The 17,041-nt window shown below is 68.5% G+C and carries 17 protein-coding genes and 1 pseudogene; 7 read left to right on the top strand and 11 right to left on the bottom strand.

Features of this window, described 5'->3' with window-relative positions:
- Window positions 1-8 precede the first annotated feature (8 nt).
- The 3 genes from NY1_RS19475 to NY1_RS19465 all read right to left on the bottom strand — a co-directional run bounded on the left by NY1_RS19475 (window position 9) and on the right by NY1_RS19465 (window position 3,384).
- The gene (locus NY1_RS19475; RefSeq protein ID WP_067715104.1) at window positions 9-866 is read right to left on the bottom strand and encodes a 3-hydroxyacyl-CoA dehydrogenase; all 858 of its coding nucleotides are present in this window, start codon (window positions 864-866) and stop codon (window positions 9-11) included.
- Complete coding sequence (locus NY1_RS19470) at window positions 863-1,543, bottom strand: TetR/AcrR family transcriptional regulator (protein WP_233434391.1); 681 nt, start codon at window positions 1,541-1,543, stop codon at window positions 863-865. The genes NY1_RS19475 and NY1_RS19470 overlap by 4 nt, the downstream gene beginning before the upstream one ends.
- An 83-nt stretch (window positions 1,544-1,626) precedes the next feature.
- Window positions 1,627-3,384 (bottom strand): ABC transporter ATP-binding protein, encoded by a 1,758-nt coding sequence (locus NY1_RS19465; RefSeq protein ID WP_067715101.1) that lies wholly within the window; start codon window positions 3,382-3,384, stop codon window positions 1,627-1,629.
- Between the two features lie 84 nt (window positions 3,385-3,468).
- Here NY1_RS19465 and NY1_RS19460 point away from each other — a divergent pair, with 84 nt between their 5' ends.
- The gene (locus tag NY1_RS19460) at window positions 3,469-3,891 is read left to right on the top strand and encodes a MarR family winged helix-turn-helix transcriptional regulator (RefSeq protein WP_067715603.1); all 423 of its coding nucleotides are present in this window, start codon (window positions 3,469-3,471) and stop codon (window positions 3,889-3,891) included.
- Window positions 3,892-4,019: 128 nt separating this feature from the next.
- The gene (locus NY1_RS19455) at window positions 4,020-6,056 is read left to right on the top strand and encodes a CocE/NonD family hydrolase (protein ID WP_067715098.1); all 2,037 of its coding nucleotides are present in this window, start codon (window positions 4,020-4,022) and stop codon (window positions 6,054-6,056) included.
- Here NY1_RS19455 and NY1_RS19450 read toward each other — a convergent pair.
- Window positions 6,040-6,507: a MarR family winged helix-turn-helix transcriptional regulator gene (locus tag NY1_RS19450; protein WP_067715096.1), complete on the bottom strand. Its 468-nt coding sequence runs from the start codon at window positions 6,505-6,507 to the stop codon at window positions 6,040-6,042. The two genes, NY1_RS19455 and NY1_RS19450, sit on opposite strands and share 17 nt — an antisense overlap.
- Before the next feature lie 84 nt (window positions 6,508-6,591).
- On the opposite strand from NY1_RS19450, the gene NY1_RS19445 reads away from it, so the two are divergent.
- Complete coding sequence (locus NY1_RS19445) at window positions 6,592-6,915, top strand: rhodanese-like domain-containing protein (RefSeq protein WP_067715093.1); 324 nt, start codon at window positions 6,592-6,594, stop codon at window positions 6,913-6,915.
- 10 nt (window positions 6,916-6,925) lie between these two features.
- On the opposite strand, the gene NY1_RS19440 is transcribed toward NY1_RS19445, so the two are convergent.
- Both NY1_RS19440 and NY1_RS19435 read right to left on the bottom strand, forming a co-directional pair.
- Window positions 6,926-8,317 (bottom strand): amidase, encoded by a 1,392-nt coding sequence (locus tag NY1_RS19440; RefSeq protein ID WP_067715090.1) that lies wholly within the window; start codon window positions 8,315-8,317, stop codon window positions 6,926-6,928.
- A 52-nt stretch (window positions 8,318-8,369) separates the two neighbouring features.
- Window positions 8,370-10,064: a hypothetical protein gene (locus NY1_RS19435; RefSeq protein ID WP_157762348.1), complete on the bottom strand. Its 1,695-nt coding sequence runs from the start codon at window positions 10,062-10,064 to the stop codon at window positions 8,370-8,372.
- A 203-nt stretch (window positions 10,065-10,267) separates the two neighbouring features.
- On the opposite strand from NY1_RS19435, the gene NY1_RS19430 reads away from it, so the two are divergent.
- Genes NY1_RS19430 through NY1_RS19420 form a run of 3 tightly spaced genes read left to right on the top strand, consistent with a single transcriptional unit; the run spans window position 10,268 to window position 12,978 of the window.
- A complete protein-coding gene (locus NY1_RS19430; protein WP_067715084.1) occupies window positions 10,268-11,194 on the top strand; it encodes an alpha/beta hydrolase fold domain-containing protein in 927 nt (308 codons plus the stop codon).
- 36 nt (window positions 11,195-11,230) lie between these two features.
- Window positions 11,231-11,815, top strand: a complete 585-nt coding sequence (locus NY1_RS19425) for a TetR/AcrR family transcriptional regulator (protein ID WP_067715081.1) — start codon at window positions 11,231-11,233, stop codon at window positions 11,813-11,815.
- Window positions 11,812-12,978, top strand: a complete 1,167-nt coding sequence (locus tag NY1_RS19420) for an NADH:flavin oxidoreductase (protein WP_067715079.1) — start codon at window positions 11,812-11,814, stop codon at window positions 12,976-12,978. Before NY1_RS19425 ends, NY1_RS19420 begins: the two co-directional genes overlap by 4 nt.
- A gap of 4 nt (window positions 12,979-12,982) precedes the next feature.
- Here the strand turns inward: NY1_RS19420 and NY1_RS19415 are convergent, their stop codons facing one another.
- Complete coding sequence (locus NY1_RS19415; protein WP_067715076.1) at window positions 12,983-13,594, bottom strand: dihydrofolate reductase family protein; 612 nt, start codon at window positions 13,592-13,594, stop codon at window positions 12,983-12,985.
- A gap of 28 nt (window positions 13,595-13,622) precedes the next feature.
- Window positions 13,623-14,447, bottom strand: a complete 825-nt coding sequence (locus NY1_RS19410; RefSeq protein ID WP_067715073.1) for an alpha/beta fold hydrolase — start codon at window positions 14,445-14,447, stop codon at window positions 13,623-13,625.
- A 131-nt stretch (window positions 14,448-14,578) separates the two neighbouring features.
- Between NY1_RS19410 and NY1_RS19405 the strand changes: the two are divergent.
- Window positions 14,579-15,553: pseudogene (locus NY1_RS19405) on the top strand (LLM class flavin-dependent oxidoreductase); the annotation flags it as partial.
- A 1-nt stretch (window position 15,554) separates the two neighbouring features.
- Here NY1_RS19405 and rplL read toward each other — a convergent pair.
- From rplL to NY1_RS19390, 3 genes are all read right to left on the bottom strand, one after another.
- Window positions 15,555-15,938 carry a 50S ribosomal protein L7/L12 gene (gene rplL, locus NY1_RS19400; protein ID WP_067715070.1) on the bottom strand — a complete coding sequence of 128 codons (384 nt, stop codon included), beginning with the start codon at window positions 15,936-15,938 and terminating at the stop codon, window positions 15,555-15,557.
- 87 nt (window positions 15,939-16,025) lie between these two features.
- Complete coding sequence (locus NY1_RS19395) at window positions 16,026-16,685, bottom strand: cysteine hydrolase family protein (protein ID WP_067715066.1); 660 nt, start codon at window positions 16,683-16,685, stop codon at window positions 16,026-16,028.
- A 7-nt stretch (window positions 16,686-16,692) separates the two neighbouring features.
- On the bottom strand, window positions 16,693-17,019 hold the full coding sequence (locus tag NY1_RS19390; protein WP_067715062.1) for a YciI family protein: 327 nt from the start codon (window positions 17,017-17,019) through the stop codon (window positions 16,693-16,695).
- Between the last annotated feature and the right edge of the window lie 22 nt (window positions 17,020-17,041).

Here is a 17,041-nt window from a genome sequence, read left to right as displayed (position 1 = left end):
AGCCGTTTTCAGTACTTGTAGAACCCCTCGCCGGTGGCGATGCCGAGCTTGCCCTGATCGATGTAGTTGGCCTTGAGCCATGCTGCGAGCGGCGCGGCGGCCGGATCCGGGCTGTTGGCGAGAATGTTGTACGGGGTGGTGAGCCCGATGACGTCGAGAATCTGGAACGGCCCCATCGGTGCGCCGGTGCCGATCCGCCAGGTCTTGTCCACCGCGTCGGGTTCGGCGTATCCGCCTGCGGCCAGCGCCATTCCGGCGTTCAGCAGCGGCACCAGCAGCGAGTTGAGGACGTAACCCGCCTTCTCCTTGTGCAATTCGATGGGCACCATGCCGATGGCCTGCGCGAAATCCACCACCGCCTGGAATACCGCCGGATCGGTGTCCGGGGTGCCCATCACCTCGGCGGTGTTCATCTTCCACACCTGGTTGGCGAAATGCAGCGCCAGGAACCTGTCCGGCCGACCGGTGAAATCCTTCATGGCGCTGGGCAGCAGGGTGGAGGAGTTGGTGGCGAAAATGGTGCGCTCCGGGGCGAGTTCGCCGAGTTTGCGATAGGTCTCCTGCTTGAGCGAGAGCACCTCGGGCACCGCCTCGATCACCAGATCGGCGTCCTTGACCGCCGCCCCCAGATCGGTGGTGAGCGCGATGCCCGCCGCCACCGCGTCGGCCTTGTCGTCCGCGCCCGGCATATGGTCGTTCTTGTAGGCCGCGGCCAGCCCTTCGAACCGCTTGCGCGCCGCGCTCAATGCCTCGTCACTGATGTCGTACGCGGTGACGTCGAAGCCGTGAAACGCTGTCTGATAGGCGATCTGGGAACCCAGTACGCCGGTGCCCAGTACGGTCACCTTCCGGATCTCGATGCTCATGCCTGTCGTTCCTCTCCTGATGTGAGGTGGTATCCGAGCTCCGCGCGGAACCCGGCGACAATCTGAAGTACTTGCGCGCAAACGTCTTTCACCGCGTCCGCGCCGGCGTGCGCGCCGGTGGCGGGTTGGGCGAGGATCAGGTTCAGCACCGCGAATGCGCTGCGGCCCGCCAGCTGAGCCCGTCGCTCCAGGTCCGGCGGCGCCGCGCCGTGCGCTCGCGCCTCCGCGGCCAGCCGGTCGGCGATCATGGTTTCCAGCTGCGCGATCATGGCCAGCCCCTGCGCCCGGTAGGTGTCGGTGGGCGACCCGAACAGCAGTTCCCGCTGGTAGACGACGGTGTTCTCGGCATTGTCGGTGGCGACGTCGAGAATCGTCCGCATGATCGTCAGCGCCGCCGCGCCCGCGTCGCGTTCGGCCCCCGAGCGCCGCCCGGCCAGTTCCAGCGCGTGCCGGAAGCGCTCGTTGTAAACCATCAGCAGCAGTTCGCCTTTGGAGGCCGCGTAGCGGAACAGGGTGCCCGCCGCGATACCGGCGCGATCGGAGACCTGCTGGGTGGTGACCTGCCCGTAGCCGTTTTCAGCAAACAGGGTGGAGGCGGCCTCGAAGATCCGGGACCGCTTGTCCTCCACCTTCTGCACGCGCCTGCCGACGACGCTGTTTTCGCTGGAAATCGTCACCTGCCACCTCCGAAATCGAACAGTTTTCTGAGTGGGCTCATTTCTGAGCATACTCAGAGCAACCGTTCGCGCAACCCCGGTGGTCAGGCCGCCGCGAGCACCTCGTCGCGGGCCAGCAGGTCGGCGTAGAAACCGTTGCGGGCCAGCAGTTCCCGATGGGTGCCGCGCTCCACGATCCGTCCCCGATCCAGCACCACGATCTGATCGGCCTCGCGAATGGTGGACAGCCGATGGGCGATGGTGATGGTGGTGCGCCCGGCGGCCAGGGCGTCGATGGCGGCCTGCACCTCGCGTTCGGTGCGGGTGTCCAGGGCGCTGGTGGCCTCGTCCAGCACCATGACCGGCGGATTGCGCAGGATGGCGCGCGCCACCGCCAGGCGCTGCTTCTCGCCGCCGGAGAAGCGGTAGCCGCGTTCGCCGACCATGGTGTCGTAGCCCTCGGGCAGCGACTCGATGTGGTCGTGGATCTGCGCGGCGCGCGCGGCCGCGTGCAATTCCGCGTCGGTCGCGTCGGGTTTGGCGAAGCGCAGATTGTCGGCCACCGAGGCGTGGAACAGGTAGGTCTCCTGCGACACCACGCCGACCGCCGCGGCCAGATCCGCGAAGGACAGCTCACGGATATCGATGCCGTCCAGGGTGACCCGTCCGGCGGTGGGGTCGTACAACCGCGCCGTCAGGTAGCCGAGAGTCGTTTTCCCGGAACCGGTTTCGCCGACGATGGCCAAGCTGGTGCCCGCCGGCACGGTCAGGTCGATATCGCGCAGCGTCTGCCGGTCCGCCGGATCGTAGGCGAACCCGATGCCGTCGAACCGCACCTCGCCGCGCACCTGCGCGGGCAGCGGCACCGGATTCACCGGTTCCGCGATATCCGGCCGCAGATCCAGGTATTCGAAGATGCGCCCGAAAAGCGCCATGGAGCTTTGGATTTCGACGCCGGTGGACAGCAGCATCACCGCGGGCCGCAACAGCCCGGCCTGTAGCGTGGTGAAGGCGACCAGCGTGCCGATGGACACCAGCGGATGCCCGGACGCCGAGGTCAGCCCGGCCGCCCAGTAGATGATCGCGGGCATGGCCGCCATCACGATGCCGATGGTGGACTGCCGCCAGCGCCCGGCCATCGAGGACCGGATCTCCAGATCGACCAGGCCGCGCGATTCCCGGGTGAAATCGTCGATCAGCGCGGGGGAGCGCCCCATGGTGCGGGCCAGCAGAATGCCGCTCACCGACAGCGACTCCTCGACGATGGCCGACATGGCCGCCAGCTGCTTCTGCCGCTGCGAGGTGATGCGCCGGCGTTCGGAGCCGACCCGGCGGCTGATCCACACGAAGACCGGCAGCATGGCGAGGGAGACCAGGGTGAGCCGCCATTCCAGGGCGAACATGGCGATGACGGCCGCGATCACCGAGGTGGCATTGGAGACCAGCGAGGTGGCCGTGGAGGTGACGGTGGACTGCATGCCGCCGATGTCGTTGGCGATGCGCGACTGCACCTCGCCGGTGCGGGTGGCGGTGAAGAACGACAGCGGCATCGATTGCAGCCGGGCGTACACCGCCGAGCGCAGATCGTGCATGACGTCCTGGCCGACCGCGGTCGAGATATAGGTCTGGAGCACGCCGAACACGCTGGTCGCGATGGCGACCACGATCATGCCGGCGGCGAGGACGGTGAGCAGGCCGGTGCGCCCGTGCGGCAGGGCGTCGTCGATGATGCCGCGCAACAGGAACGGGGAGGCCAGGCCGGCCAGCGAGGAGAGGCCGACGAGTGCGGCCACCAGGGCGAGGCGGCCGCGATACGGGTGGAACAGCCGGACGATCCGGCGGAGCTGTGGTTGGGAAGCCATAGGCGCCTCCTTTCGAAGGAACTACGCGCTATAACTGAGCTTGGCTCATAATTCTTCCCGAAACAATGATCTATGCTCAGAATCATGGCGAATGCCCCGGAACCCGACCTGCCCGAGCTGTTCCTGCGCACCTCCAAACGCATCCGGCGCAATCAGACGGCCCGGCTCGCACCGCTCGGCCTGACCCCGTCGCAGGCGCGGGCGCTGCGCATCCTCGGCCATGCCGACGCGCCGCTGTCCATGTCCGCGCTGGCGGGCTACCTCGGCATCGTGCCGCGCTCGGCCACCACCGTGGTCGACGGGCTGGCCGCCGCGGGTCTGGTGTCCCGGGCGCCCGATCCGGCCAACCGGCGGTCCACGCTGGTCACGCCGACGGAGGCGGGAAGGCAAGCGGTGCAGGCGATGTCGGCGGCGCGGCGCGCGGCCGCCGCGGAGATCTTCGCCCCGCTCTCGGCTGCGCAGCGAGAAACCTTGCGGGACTTGCTCGCCCGGCTCGTCGAGGACTGATCCGTCGCATCTGTGCCAGCTTGTGCACAGGGTGGCGCAGACCACGTCTTGCTATGTGTTGTGGCACAAGTTACTGTCCAGTCAGTTTGGGAACGTTGGGGTTCCCATGATTCGACTCGGGGCATCGAATGCGATTGAAGAAGGCCGGCCGTCGCGCGGCCGGGGCACTGGCCGCCGTCTCGGCCGCGGTGGTGGTGGGCGGATTGCTCAGCCCGGTCACCGCGGCCACCGAACCGGACGCCGGATCGCTCGGCGCGGCGTGGACCGCCACCCACGACGGCGCACCGCAGTATCCGGGCGTGCACATCGACTGGGACGTGCCGATCACCATGAGTGACGGAACCGTCTTGAAGGCCAACGTCTATCGGCCGATGGACGCCGCCGGCAATATCGTCGATACGCCGCTGCCGACCATCGTCAACCTCACGCCGTACACGAAACTCGTGTCCATGGTCGCGGAGTCGGCGCTCTCCATCCCGGGCCTGTCGGATGTGCTCACCGGATTCCTGAACGGATTCGATCTCTCCGGCGTCGGGCTGGGCGGGCTCTCCGAACTCACCAAGGTGGTACCGGGCGGGGCCGCGCGGCTGTTCGCCGCCGATCGCAAACTGGTGCAGAGCGGCTACACCCAGGTGGTGGCCGATGTGCGCGGAACCGGTTTCTCCGAAGGGGTTTGGCAGGTCTTCCAGGAGCGCGAACAGCTCGACAGCGTCGAGGTGATCGACTGGGCGAGCAAGCAGTCCTGGTCGGACGGCAAGATCGGGATGAGCGGGATCTCGTACTCGGCCATCAATCAGGTGCACGCCGCCGAACGGCAGCCCGCGGCGCTGAAGGCGATCTTCCCGGTCGAGCCGGGCAGCGACCTGGTGCGCGATGTGCTGGCCACCGGCGGCGCGCTCGGATTCGGTTTCATCCCACCGTGGTTGCTCGGCGTGAACGGGCTGAAGTGGATGCCGGATCTGGTGTCGATCTTCGGCGGCAACTTCGACTGGAAGTGGCTGGGCGATCGCCTGACGAGTCCGCTGACGTTCTTCGACTACGTGATCCAGGCGCTGACCATCAATTCGGTGCCGGAGATCCCCGACACCCTGAAGTCGTTGCTGGAGACCGACAGTCCGCTGCGCACCGCCTGGCTCGGGCATCCGGAGAACGTGCGGGTCCCGACCTTCGTCTACGGCGGCTGGCACGACATCTTCACCTACTCCGAACCGCGCATCTATGACGCGATTCCGCTGCCCGCCGGGCAGAAGCAGCTGATCATGGGCGATACCTACCACGCCAATCCGGGCAGCGGGTTCGGCAATCCGGGCGCGCCGCCGCGGCTGGACGTCTTGCAGCGCGCGTGGTTCGACAAATGGCTCAAGGGCATCGACAACGACATCGACTCCTACGGCCCGGTCACGCTGTTCCAGCAGGGCGGCGGCTGGACCAGCACCGGCCAATTCCCGCGTGCCGAGGTGGATTACCGGCGCATGTACCTCTCCGCCGAGCCCAGCGGCACCACCGCCACCAGCCTGCACGACGGCAGCCTGAGCGCGGAACCCGGTGCGGCGGCACGGCTTACGGTGGGGCCGGGCATCATGAGCCTGTGCTCGCGAGACAGCGCGCAGATCACCGCCGGCGTCACCGCGATCCTGGATGCCTGCGCCAAGGACGCGCGGCCCATGGAGCTCAACGGGCTCACCTTCACCAGTGCGCCGGTGAGCGAGGCGACCTTGATCTCCGGGGCGGTGAACCTGCACCTGAACACGGTGCTGGACGCCACCGACGGATACTGGAGCGCCACGCTCAATGACGTTGCGCCGGACGGTAAGTCGACCGTGCTCACCTCCGGTCAGCTGACGGCTTCGCTGCGTAAGGTGGACGAGTCCCGGGCGACCCGGTCGGCCAACGGCGACTACATCGATCCGTACCCGTTCCTGACGCTCGCCGACCGGGAACCGCTGGTGCCGGGTGAGCGGACCGAGCTGGATCTGGGATTGACCGCCACCGACGCGGTGCTGCAACCGGGGCATCGGCTGCGGGTGGACGTGTTCGCGTTCAACTTCCCGCGCGGGCTGCCGTTGCGGCCGCTGCTCAACGAGAGCGGGCTGCTGCCGCAGCACGTGGAACTCGATCCGAGCGCGCCGAGCTGGATCAATGTGCCGCTCAGTCGCGCGTTGTGAGCGGTAACGCGGTGGGGGACAGCACTTTCCGGAGTGCCGAACCCATCGCGTCGAGTTCGGCGTCGTCGAGATTGCCGGCGAACCGGCGTTGGATACCGGCCAGATAGTGCGGGGCGGCTTCGCGAAAGCGTTGCCGCCCTTCGGCTGTGATGGCGACGAACGCCGAACGGCCGTCCTCGGGATTGGCTTCGCGCTGCACCAGGCCGTGTGATTCCAGTTCGGTCACCAGGCGGCTGACCCGGGTGCGGCTGAGCACGACGCGTTCGCCGAGGTCGCTCATCCGCAATCGAGTCGGGCCGTCGAGTTCGAGCAGGACGTCGTACCAGCTCAGCGGCAGGCCGGTGGCGCGGCGCAATTCGGCGTCGAGTTCGGGGACGAGCTTGGCGTGCACCTGGAGCAGGGCGGCCCAGGCGCCGACGGCGGGATGGTGGCGAGCGGGAGGTTTCGGCACGGGCCCAGCCTAGCCTATTGCGTGCGCGCGCACATAAGTAGTAGCGTGCACACGCACATAAATTTCGGTTCGGAAGGAAAACCCATGACCGCGTTGATCACTCGTGACGAGCTCGTCAAGGAAATCGAGGCCGGGAGCGTGATCGTGCTCGACACCCTCGGCGGCGAGTACTACGCCAAGGCGCACCTGCCGGGCGCGGTGGCGCTGGTCGACGACGATGTGGAGGCACAGGCGCCGATCCTGCTGCCCGATCTCGACGCCGCCATCGTCACCTACTGCTCGAATCCCGCGTGCGCGAACAGCCAGCAGGTGGCGACCCGCCTGGAGGGGCTCGGCTACACCAACGTGCGCAAATACCGCGAGGGGATTCAGGATTGGAGCGAAGCGGGACTGCCGATCGAGTCCTGACGCCCCGGGGCTAGAGGGTCGGGTGCGGGCGGGCCTGTTCGAGTTGGGCGGCGACCGGGAGGATGGTGGTTTCACCGTTCGCCGGGGCGATGAGCTGGACCGACAGCGGCAGGCCGTCCGTGCCCAGGCCGGCGGGGAGGGCGGCGGCGGGATGGCCCGTCACGTTCCAGAAGCTGGTGTAGGCGATCATCGGCAGCGCGGCCAGCATGGCGCGGGCGGTGCCGCCGCCGTCCAGGACGCCCAGCCGGGGCGGGCGGCCGGTAATGGTCGGGGTGAGCAGCAGGTCGTAGTCGCCGAAGAGGGCTTCGGCCTTGCGCGCCAACGCTTCTCCGTGCCGGATGGCCCATTCGATCACCGGCTGCCGGGCCCAGGCGCCGAGGCGCACGGTTTCGCGGGTGCGGCGCTCCAGCAGCGCCGGATCGTCGACCGCGGCGGCCTCGGCGCGGACGCCGCCGAAGAATTGGGGGAGGAAGGCGGCGGTGGCGTCGGGGAAGGCGGGGTCCACTTCGAAGACCGAATGTCCCAGGCGGGCCAGGAGTTCCGCGGTCTCGCGGACCGCACGCACGTTCTCCGGGTGCGGTTTCGTCAGCGCCGCAGGAGCTTTCGTTGTATAGCCGATGCGGAGCACGCCCGGATCACGCCGGGCGGCGGCCGTGAAGGACATGATCGGCTCCGCGGCCTGGAAGCGATCCTGCGGTGCGCCACCGCGAATCACGTCGTAGACCAGCGCCGAGTCCGACACGCTCCGGGTCAGTGGGCCGGCGACGCCCAAGGCCCACCAGAGGTGTTCGTTGGGTGCGACCGGCACCCGCCCGCGCTGCGGTTTCAAACCGAACAATCCGCAGCAGGCCGCGGGAATCCGGATCGATCCGCCGCCGTCGCCACCCAGCGCCGCCGGTACCAGCCCCGCCGCCACCGCCGCGGCCGAGCCGCCGCTGGACCCGCCCGTGCTGAACTCCCGATTCCACGGATTGCGGGTCACCCCATAGGTGCTCGATTCCGTGAACGGCCACTGCCCGAACTCCGGCATGGCCGTCTTGCCGACGATCACCGCGCCGGCCGCGCGTAGTCGGCGCACCACCTCGGCATCCGCGCGCGCCGGGGTGCGGTTGGCGCGGGTGCCGAAGCTGGTCACCACGCCCGCCACGTCGATCTCGTCCTTGATCGCGATCGGAATGCCGTGCAGCGGGCCGAGTTCCGCGCCCGCCGCGCGTTCCTTGTCCCGTTCGGCGGCCTCGGCCAGCGCCGCCTCGCGCAGCACCCGGGTGAACGCGCCGAGATCCGCCGCGGCCTCGATGCGGTCCAGCGTGGCCGCCACCAGTTCCGTCGCCGATACGGCCGCGCCGTCGAGGGCCTCGCGCTGCCGTGCGATCCCGGCGGCGGCGATCTCGTTCACTCCCATACGTCTGGATTCTGGCAGCATTCGCGGCGGCGCGAGCGGCCGCCGCGAATTTTCAAGCGCTGGCTTTCCACTCGCCGGAGGTGGCGGTGGGCGAACCGTTCGCGGCCTTGCAGTACACGGCCTTCCCGTCGGCGGTCGCGCCCAGCTTGTCCTCCTTCGGATTGCAGGATTCGCCGACCTCGTGCTGCCCGCTGGCGACGCGCTGGTTCGGCACGCTCCACGCGGACGCGTCCGTGCGCTGGGTGCGGGTGCACAGCACCCGGGTGCCGTCGGCGGTGTAGCCGAAATACCCCACCTGTTCCGCGGAGCACGGCGCGCCGGCGCTGATCGGGTTCAGGTCCTGCCAGCGCAATCCGGAATCCCCGGCCGTATCGCAGGTCAAGGGCGTGAGATTGGCGCTGTAGCCCGTCTCGCCCGCTTTCGTGCACTTGTCGCCGGCCTTGATGACGGTGGGCGCGGCGGATGTGGTGGTCGTGACGCCGCCACAGGAGTAGGCCTTGCCGTATTCCTTCGACGTGGTCTCGCCGAGGCAGCCGAACACCATCGCGCCCGCGGAGTTGAGCTGGATCGCGGTGCTGGCCTTCTCGTTCACGCACACCAGCCCGGATTCCTCCATGCGGCAGTCGTAGTCGTCGAAGGTCACCCGGCTGCCGTAGGTCAGGGTGTCGCCCTTGCCGAGCAGGAACTGACCGGGATCACCGGCGTTCTTGCCGATGCCGAGAGTTTCGCCGGGGAAGTCGACCCAGCTGGCGACCCAATTGCCCTTGGCCAGCGCGGCCGGACGCTGCGGCGGGTTGTCCCAGTTCACCAGGCACGCCAGGCCTTCCTTGCCGCGGGGACCGCCCTTGGGCGTCATGCACTGGATCTTCCCGGACGGGCTGACGAAGGCCACCCCCGAACCGAGATTGTTGGTCTTGCCGTCCGATTCGCTGGTGGCGCTGTGGAATTTGGAACTGTCGATCTGCTTGCCCGCCTTCACCCAGGCGGCCACCGAGGCCAGTGGCGCTCCGGCGACCGGAGCGCTGGGCCCGGCGGGCGCAGCCGAGGTGGTGACGGCGGCGCGCGGCGTGGTGGTCACCACGGCCTCGGCGTCGACCGCCGAACTGCCGAAATGCCGCGCCGCGAAGAAACCGCCCACGGCCAGCACCCCGACCAGCACCACGGCCAGCCCCATCAGCGCGTATCGCACCGCGCCGGAACGCTTCCCGCCGCTGCCGTCGCCCGGCGCCGCCGCCGGGGCATCGCGGATCGGCTCGAACACCTGCGTGGGCTGATCCCACAGATAGTTCTCGTCCCCGTACTCCGGAAACTCCTGCCGCCCGGGCCCGGACGAATCCCGCGCGCCGTACCCGGATCCTTCGCGCGCACCGAACACCGAGGTTTCCTGCGCGCCGTATCCAGATCCTTCGTGCGCGCCGAATACGGAGGTCTGCTGCTCGCCGTACCCGGGTGTTTCGCGTGCGCCGAAGACGGAGGTTTCCTGCGTGCCGTACCCGGATGTTTCGTGCGCGCCGAATACCGAGGTTTCCTGCGCGCTGTAGCCGGGTGCTTCGTGCGCGCCGAACACGGAGGTTTGCTGGGCCTCGGTTCCGGAGGACCCGGGCGCATCTAAAGCGGTGGTGGGCTCGTGCGACCCGTAACCCGGCTGCGGCCGCTGCCCGTATCCGGGCGTCTCGTGCGGCTCGTATCCGGGAGTCGGCCGGGGGCGATAGCCCGGCGACTCGTGCGGCTCGTATCCCGGAGGCATCGGCGCCCTCCAATCCCTATGACGCGCAGGCGGATCGGACGCTCCGGTCTACCTCGCGGACAGCATACGGTCGGGTGTCCGTTTTCGCGCAGCCGTGTGATCGGGCGGGATCGGTCATTCGATCGGTTGCCGTGTTTGCCGGGGCCGGGTGGACTCCGGCCGGGATGCGGGTGGCCGGACGATCGCCCGCTTACGGTGGGTGAATGGATTCTCCAAAGGCCGGGCGGCCGAGTTTCGCCAGTGCGCGCGCCATTCCGGGGCTGCTGCGGTTGATGCGGGTCAACCGGACTTTCCTGGACGCCGATCGGGCGCGGAAACATCTGCGGGAGCGGAGCGTGCGCCCGCGCCCGTACGGACCGCCGCGGCGGTTGCGATCGGATGTGGAGATCGCGGTCGGGCGGCGGGACGGGTGGCCGATCTACACGCTCACGCCGAAGCGCGGGCGGGCGCGCGGTGCGGTGGTGTACACGCACGGCGGGGGCTGGGTGAACGAGATCTCGCCGCAGCACTGGGGGCTGTGCGCGGATATCGCGGCCGAGGCGGGGCTCGCGGTGACGGTGCCGATCTATCCGCTGGTGCCGTTCGCGACCGCCGCCGAGGTGGTGCCGGTGATCGCGGAGATCGCTCTCGAACAGCGGGAACAGTACGGAAATGTGTGTCTGGCAGGGGATTCGGCGGGCGGGCAGATCGCCTTGTCGGCCACGGTGCTGTTGCGGGACGCGCACGGGGTGCGATTGCCGCGGACCGTGCTGATCGCGCCGGCGCTGGATCTGTCCATGAACAATCCCGAGATCGATATCGTGCTGCCGACCGATCCGTGGCTGGGGCGGCACGGGATTCAGGTGTTCATCGAGCACTGGCGGGGCGAACTGCCCCTGGACGATCCGATCGTGAGCCCGCTGTGCGCGGAGTTCGACGGGCTCGGGCCGCTCACCGTGTTCTGCGGATCGCGCGACATCGTCTATCCGGACACCAAACTGCTGGTGGACAAGGCGCGCGGGGCGGGCGTGGACGTCGAATTCCACGACGGCGTCGGGCTGGTGCACGTGTACCCGCTGACCCCCACACCGGAGGGCAAAGCCGCGCGAAAGGTCATTTGCGAGCGGTTGAGCAGCACGTTCAATCAATGATTGAAATATTGTTTGAAACCTGTTTCACTACTCGGCATGGTCGAGAAGGTCGCCGCGGGCACCCGCGAACGGTTGCTGGCCGCCGCTGAGCGGTTATTGCTCACCGAGCCGTACGACGAGGTCTCGGTGCGGGGCATCTGCACCGCGGCCGGGGCGAATCCGGCTGCGGTGCACTATCACTTCGGGTCCAAGGAGGCTTTGGTCGGCGCGCTCATCGAGGATCGGCTGGGCCCGCTGTGGGCCGACCGGCTCACCGATGTGACCACCGCGCACGCCGATTCGCCCGCCGCGGTGCCGGCGGTGGTGGACGCGGTGCTCGCGCCTTTCGTGGAGCTGGCCGCCGACCCGGTCGGCCGGCTGCATCTGCGGCTGCTGGCCCGCTTCGTCATGCGGCGGCAGCTCACCGCGTGGCGGTTGCCCTGGTTCCGCATGGACTCCTGGGTCGGCCTGCTGCCGGAGCTGGCCGAGCTGGAGGCGCGCCGCCGCTGGATGCTGGCCTTCGACCTGATCATCACGCAGTTCGGCAGCACCGGGGACCGGGAGCTGTCCGAACGAGCGGTGGCCACCCTGCGGACCTTCGTGGTGGCCGGACTGACCGCGCCGACAGGAGAACAACAGTGACCGACGTCTTCGCCCCCGCCCGGCTGGGGCCGCTCACCCTGCGCAATCGGGTGATCAAGGCCGCGACCTTCGAAGGCCGCACCCCCGATGCCCTCGTCACCGACGAGCTGATCGAATTCCATCGCGAGGTGGCGGCGGGCGGGGTCGGCCTGACCACCGTCGCCTACTGCGCGGTCGCGCCGGGCGGGCGCACCGACCGCCATCAGATCTGGATGCGGCCGGAAGCCGTTGCGGGACTGCGGAAGCTGACCGATGCCGTGCACGCCGAGGGCGCGGCGGCGAGCGCGCAGATCGGGCATGCCGGGCCGGTCGCCAATGCGGCGTCCAATCGGCTGCCCGCGCTCTCGCCGAGCCCCATGTTCAGCCCGTTGGGTATGCGGTTCATGAAGGTGCCCAACGCATTCGAGATCCGGGAGCTGATCGACGCGCACGTGCGCGCGGCCCGGCTGGCGGAGGAATCGGGTTTCGATGCCGTCGAAATCCATTTCGGGCACAACTATCTGGTGAGCGCGTTCATGAGCCCGCTGCTCAATCGCCGCAAGGACGACTACGGCGGATCGATCGCCAACCGGGCGCGGCTGGCGCGGGAAATCGCCTGTGCGGTAAAGGAAGCCGTCGGCGGGCGGCTCGCCGTCACCGCCAAGCTGAATATGGAGGACGGGCGGCCCGGCGGCCTGACGCTGCCCGATTCCCTGCAGATCGCCGCCTGGCTGGAGGCCGACGGCGCGCTGGACGCCCTGGAATTGACCGCGGGCAGTTCCCTGCTCAATCCCATGCTGCTCTTCCACGGCGACGCGCCCCGCAAAGCCTTCGCCAAAACCCTGCCGGGCCCGGCGCGCTGGGGCTTCCGCCTGATGGGACGCGCCTTCCTGAAGGAGTACCCGTACCAGGAGGCCTATCTACTGGAGCGCGCCCGCCAGTTCCGGCGTGAGTTGTCGATGCCGCTCATCCTGCTGGGCGGCATCACCAACCACGACACCATGCGCACCGCCATGGACGAAGGCTTCGACTTCGTCGCCATGGGCCGCGCCCTGCTGCGGGAGCCGAATCTGTTGCGGCGCATCCAATCCGATCTCACCACGCAATCGGCGTGCGTGCACTGCAACGAGTGCATGCCTACCATCTACACCGGCACCCGCTGCGTGCTGCGCCCGGTGCGCTGACCGCTCACTCGCCTTGCGACAGATGGGTTTTGGCCTCGTCGTACCCGGCCGCCGCGGGCGCTTCGGCCGGACCGTAGATCACGTGGATGACCCCGGACGGGAACGGCGTGGCCGAGATCAGCCGCAGCGGAACGGTCACGCCGTCGTCGAACAGCCGCTCACCCTTGCGCACCGCGATCGGATGCACCAGCAGGTGCAGTTCGTCGAGCAGGCCCGCTTCCAGCAGCTGCCGCACCACCGAGGGCGAACCGCTCATGGCGATATCGGTGGCGCCCGGCTCCCGCTTCAATTCCTCGACGGCCTTGGCCAGGTCACCTTGCAGGAGTTCGGAATTGCGCCAATCGGAATCCAGTTCCCGGTGTGACACCACGACTTTGCGGGCATCGCCGAGGGCCTTCGCCATGCCGGCGTCCGGGCCGCCGGCCGCCTCGCGGCCCGGCCACGCGCCCGCGAAACTGTCGTAGGTATTGCGGCCCAGCAGCAGCGTGTCGGCCGAACCGAGCTGGGCGTTGACCGCCTCGCCCATGGCGTCGTCGAAGTAGGGGAAGTGCCAGTCCTGCGGGTCGGCGATGACGCCGTCGGCGGAAATGAACAGTCCGGCGGTGAGTTTGCGCATGATCGTGCTCCTTGTTTCGAGGTGAGGGTCAGTTGGCCGCGGTGAGGAATTCACCCGCGGGCGGGGTCAGCAGGTCGATATTCGGGTTGTGGCTGAGCTTGGCGATTTCCACGTGCTCGGCATCGGGCAGCACGGCGGTGATGGCGGCCGCGCCGGTGCGCAGCAGCTTGCCGCTCTTGCCGCCCGACAGCACCAGCACGGGCACCTTGACGCCGGACCAGTCCGCGGGGCGCAGGGCTTCGCCGCGCATGAACGGGTTCATGATCGCCCAGTCGTGCGCGGTCGCTTTCGCGGTGCGCCGCAGGTCTTTCCACATCGGCGTCAGTGGCATGAGCGCGGTGAAGAACTTCGGCATGCCCATGCCATTGATCATGTAGAACTTCACGACCTCCTTGTCGCGACCCGCCGCGATCATCGGATGCAGGGTGTCGGCGAGGTCGGCGGCGGGGACGAAATCGTCGTGGTTCACCACGAACGGCGGCTCGAACGCGATCACCCGGGTGAGGCCGGGGATGCGGCCGGACGCGGCGGCCCGCAGCGCCAGGCCCGCGCCGGACGACCAGCCGAACAGGGCCGCTGCGCCGCCGGCCGCGTCGACCAGGGCGGCCAGATCGTCGATCTCGTTCTCCACGTCGTAGACGCCGGGGGTATCGCCGCTGTCGCCGCGCCCGCGCCGGTCGTAATTGATCACGGTGAGGCCGTAGTCGGCGGCCAGGCGCTGCGCCAGCTGCACCATCTTGGCGAAGCCGCGGTGGCTGAACGCGCCGCCCACCAGGATCACCGTGCCCGCGTCGCCGCCGGCGTAGCGGTCGTAGGCGATGTCGATACCGGCGGGGGTGGTGATCTTCTCCATATCGGAGCCTTTCGTTTCGAGCTGCGGAGCGGCCGTCGCGGCGCTGTCGGAGGTGTTGACGGCGGGCCCGCCGGAAACTAATCGGTCGTTCGCACGGGAATCGATTCCGGCCGCACGCGTTGGGTCCGGATATGAACTCGGCACTTCAGGACGTGCGCTTCTCGATCCTCGACCGGTCCCGGGTGCGGGCCGGGCAGAGTTATCCGGACGCGCTGCGGGAGACGGTCGAGTTCGCGCGGCTGGCCGAGGAGTGGGGGTATCACCGGTTCTGGGTGTCGGAGCATCACAGCGTGCCCGGGGTGGCGGGATCCGCGCCGACGGTGCTGGCCGCGGCGGTGGCGGGGGCGACCTCGCGGATTCGGATCGGGACCGGCGGGGTGATGCTGCCGAATCATCAGCCGCTGGTGGTGGCCGAGCAGTTCGGGGTGCTGGAGTCGGTGTATCCGGGACGCATCGATATGGGGCTGGGACGGTCGGTCGGGTTCACCGACGGGGTGCGGCGGGCGCTCGGGCACGGCAAGGACGATGCCGAGGATTTCGACGCGCGCCTGACCGAATTGCTCGGCTACCTCGAGGCGGGCCGGAACGGGGTGCACGCCTGGCCCGCCGAAGGGCTGCACATTCCGGCGTACCTGCTGGCCACCGCGTCCGGGGCGGATCGCGCGGCGCGGTTCGGGCTGCCGCTGGTGATCGCGGCGGTCTCCGGGGTGGAGCCCATGGTGGAAGCTATCGCGCGCTACCGCAACGACTTCCGGCCGAGTTCACAGCGCGCGGAACCCTATGTGATGGTGTCCGCGGCGACCGTCATCGCCGACAGTGTCGAGGCCGCGCACCGGCTGTTGCTGCCGGAGGCGTGGTCGGCCGCGTATTCGCGCACGCGCGGGGAATTCCCGGCGCTGATCGCACCCGAGCAGATCGAACGCGAGCCCATGACCGAACGGCAGCGCAAGATCTTCTCCGAGTCGCTGCGCGGGCACATTCACGGCACCGAGGAGACGGTGATCCCGGAACTGGAGGACCTGGTCGCGCGCACCGGTGCGGACGAAATCCTCGTCCACACCAGCACTTACGATCGCGCGGCCCGCCTGGAGTCACACCGCCGGCTGCTCAGCGCAGTGCGGCGCGCGCCCCGGCGGCTTCCAGTTGGATCCGGGCGGCCTCGGCCACATCCTTGTCGACCTTCTCCAGCACCGCCTTGGGGGCGGCCTCGACCAGATCCTTGGCCTCCTTCAAACCCAGCCCGGGAATGATCTCGCGCATGGCCTTGATGACCTGAATCTTCTTGTCCCCGAACGACTCCAGCACCAGATCGAATTCGCTCTGCTCGTCCGGGGCCTCCACCGCCGGGGCGTCCTGGACGCCGGGCGCCACCACGGGCGCGGCAGCGGTCACCCCGAACTCCTGCTCGAACGCCTTCAGAAACTCCGAAAGCTCCAGCAGCGTCATGGATTTGAAAACGTCGAGCAACGCTTCGGTGGTCATCTTGGCCATAATCTTTTTCCCTCGAACGCCGACCGGGCGGTGCCTCCCATGATAGGTCAACGCAGGTCACCGCCGCCGAAGATATTTGCTGATAGTTCACATTTCGGTCTGGCTTCCGGCCTTGCTCAGCAGGGTGGTGAGGGTGGACAGGTCGGTGGTGCGGGAGCCGCCGGCGAAATCGAGGGTGGCGTAGGCTCGTTCGGCTGCTTCGGGGTGGCCGGCGCCGCAGGCGTCGGTGACCATGATCGGGAGGTAGCCCAGGTCGGTGGCGTGGCGGACGGTCGGTTCTATGCCTACTTCCAGTGCGATGCCGGCGATGGCGAAGCTGTCGATGCCCAAGTCGCGCAGGGCGATATCGAGGGGGGTGCCTGCGAAGGCCGACATGGTGATCTTGTCGAAGACCACCTCGTCCGGGCCGGGGGTCAGTTCGGGGATCAGCTGGTAGTGGGGCGAGCCCTGTGGGAAGGCCGTGCCGAGTTCCGCTGGGTCGTCCACGTGCTGCCACTCCATGGCGGTGCGCAATTGCGCGACGCCGGCGGCGGCGGGCGGAATCGACATGTGCCGGGTGTAGAAGACGCGAAAACCGTTGGCCCGGGCCGTATCCCGCAATTCCACGCAGGCCGCGGCGATGCGCTCACCGTCGGGGATCTGGCTCACGATGCCGACCTGCATGTCGTAGATGATCACCGCCAGCCGTGCCGGATCGCACGCGTCCTCGACGGTCTGCGGAATGCTCAGGCCGTATGCGCTCCGCATCGCGGCCTCACGCGGTCCGGTCGTAGGGTTCGGACACGTCCACATCGGCGGCCATCAGCGCCTCCAAAGGCAATGGCGCGGTGACGGGTACGTAGGTCCACTCCAGGAAACCCTTCTTGGTGAGCGGGAAATCCTCGATGTAGCGTCGGGCTTCCTCGACGCTGTCCACCTCGAACACGATCACCACGCCGGGTTCGTCGGCGCGGGCGTAGTTCTCCCGCACGATCCCGGCCTTCCACAGCCGCCACACATTGGCGACTTCCTCGGGCAGGTACGGGGTGATGGTCTCCAGGGTGACGCCGGGCTTGAATCGATCGAATGTAATCACCTTCATGAGAACCCATGGAAGCGCGATG

The sequence above is a fragment of the Nocardia yamanashiensis NBRC 100130 genome (genome assembly GCF_001613325.1).
In the GTDB taxonomy this organism is placed as follows: Bacteria; Actinomycetota; Actinomycetes; order Mycobacteriales; family Mycobacteriaceae; genus Nocardia; species Nocardia yamanashiensis.
Note: the sequence above shows the minus strand (reverse complement) of the source record. Positions and strands in the feature narration are given on the sequence as shown.

What these genes read in the sequence shown, in the direction of transcription:
- NY1_RS19475 (WP_067715104.1), bottom strand. Translation starts at nt 866, where the DNA reads ATGAGCATCGAGATCCGGAAGGTGACCGTACTGGGCACCGGCGTACTG.
- NY1_RS19465 (WP_067715101.1), bottom strand. Translation starts at nt 3,384, where the DNA reads ATGGCTTCCCAACCACAGCTCCGCCGGATCGTCCGGCTGTTCCACCCG.
- NY1_RS19460 (WP_067715603.1), top strand. Translation starts at nt 3,469, where the DNA reads ATGGCGAATGCCCCGGAACCCGACCTGCCCGAGCTGTTCCTGCGCACC.
- NY1_RS19455 (WP_067715098.1), top strand. Translation starts at nt 4,020, where the DNA reads ATGCGATTGAAGAAGGCCGGCCGTCGCGCGGCCGGGGCACTGGCCGCC.
- NY1_RS19445 (WP_067715093.1), top strand. Translation starts at nt 6,592, where the DNA reads ATGACCGCGTTGATCACTCGTGACGAGCTCGTCAAGGAAATCGAGGCC.
- NY1_RS19440 (WP_067715090.1), bottom strand. Translation starts at nt 8,317, where the DNA reads ATGGGAGTGAACGAGATCGCCGCCGCCGGGATCGCACGGCAGCGCGAG.
- NY1_RS19435 (WP_157762348.1), bottom strand. Translation starts at nt 10,064, where the DNA reads ATGCCTCCGGGATACGAGCCGCACGAGTCGCCGGGCTATCGCCCCCGG.
- NY1_RS19430 (WP_067715084.1), top strand. Translation starts at nt 10,268, where the DNA reads ATGGATTCTCCAAAGGCCGGGCGGCCGAGTTTCGCCAGTGCGCGCGCC.
- NY1_RS19425 (WP_067715081.1), top strand. Translation starts at nt 11,231, where the DNA reads ATGGTCGAGAAGGTCGCCGCGGGCACCCGCGAACGGTTGCTGGCCGCC.
- NY1_RS19415 (WP_067715076.1), bottom strand. Translation starts at nt 13,594, where the DNA reads ATGCGCAAACTCACCGCCGGACTGTTCATTTCCGCCGACGGCGTCATC.
- NY1_RS19410 (WP_067715073.1), bottom strand. Translation starts at nt 14,447, where the DNA reads ATGGAGAAGATCACCACCCCCGCCGGTATCGACATCGCCTACGACCGC.
- rplL (WP_067715070.1), bottom strand. Translation starts at nt 15,938, where the DNA reads ATGGCCAAGATGACCACCGAAGCGTTGCTCGACGTTTTCAAATCCATG.
- NY1_RS19395 (WP_067715066.1), bottom strand. Translation starts at nt 16,685, where the DNA reads ATGCGGAGCGCATACGGCCTGAGCATTCCGCAGACCGTCGAGGACGCG.
- NY1_RS19390 (WP_067715062.1), bottom strand. Translation starts at nt 17,019, where the DNA reads ATGAAGGTGATTACATTCGATCGATTCAAGCCCGGCGTCACCCTGGAG.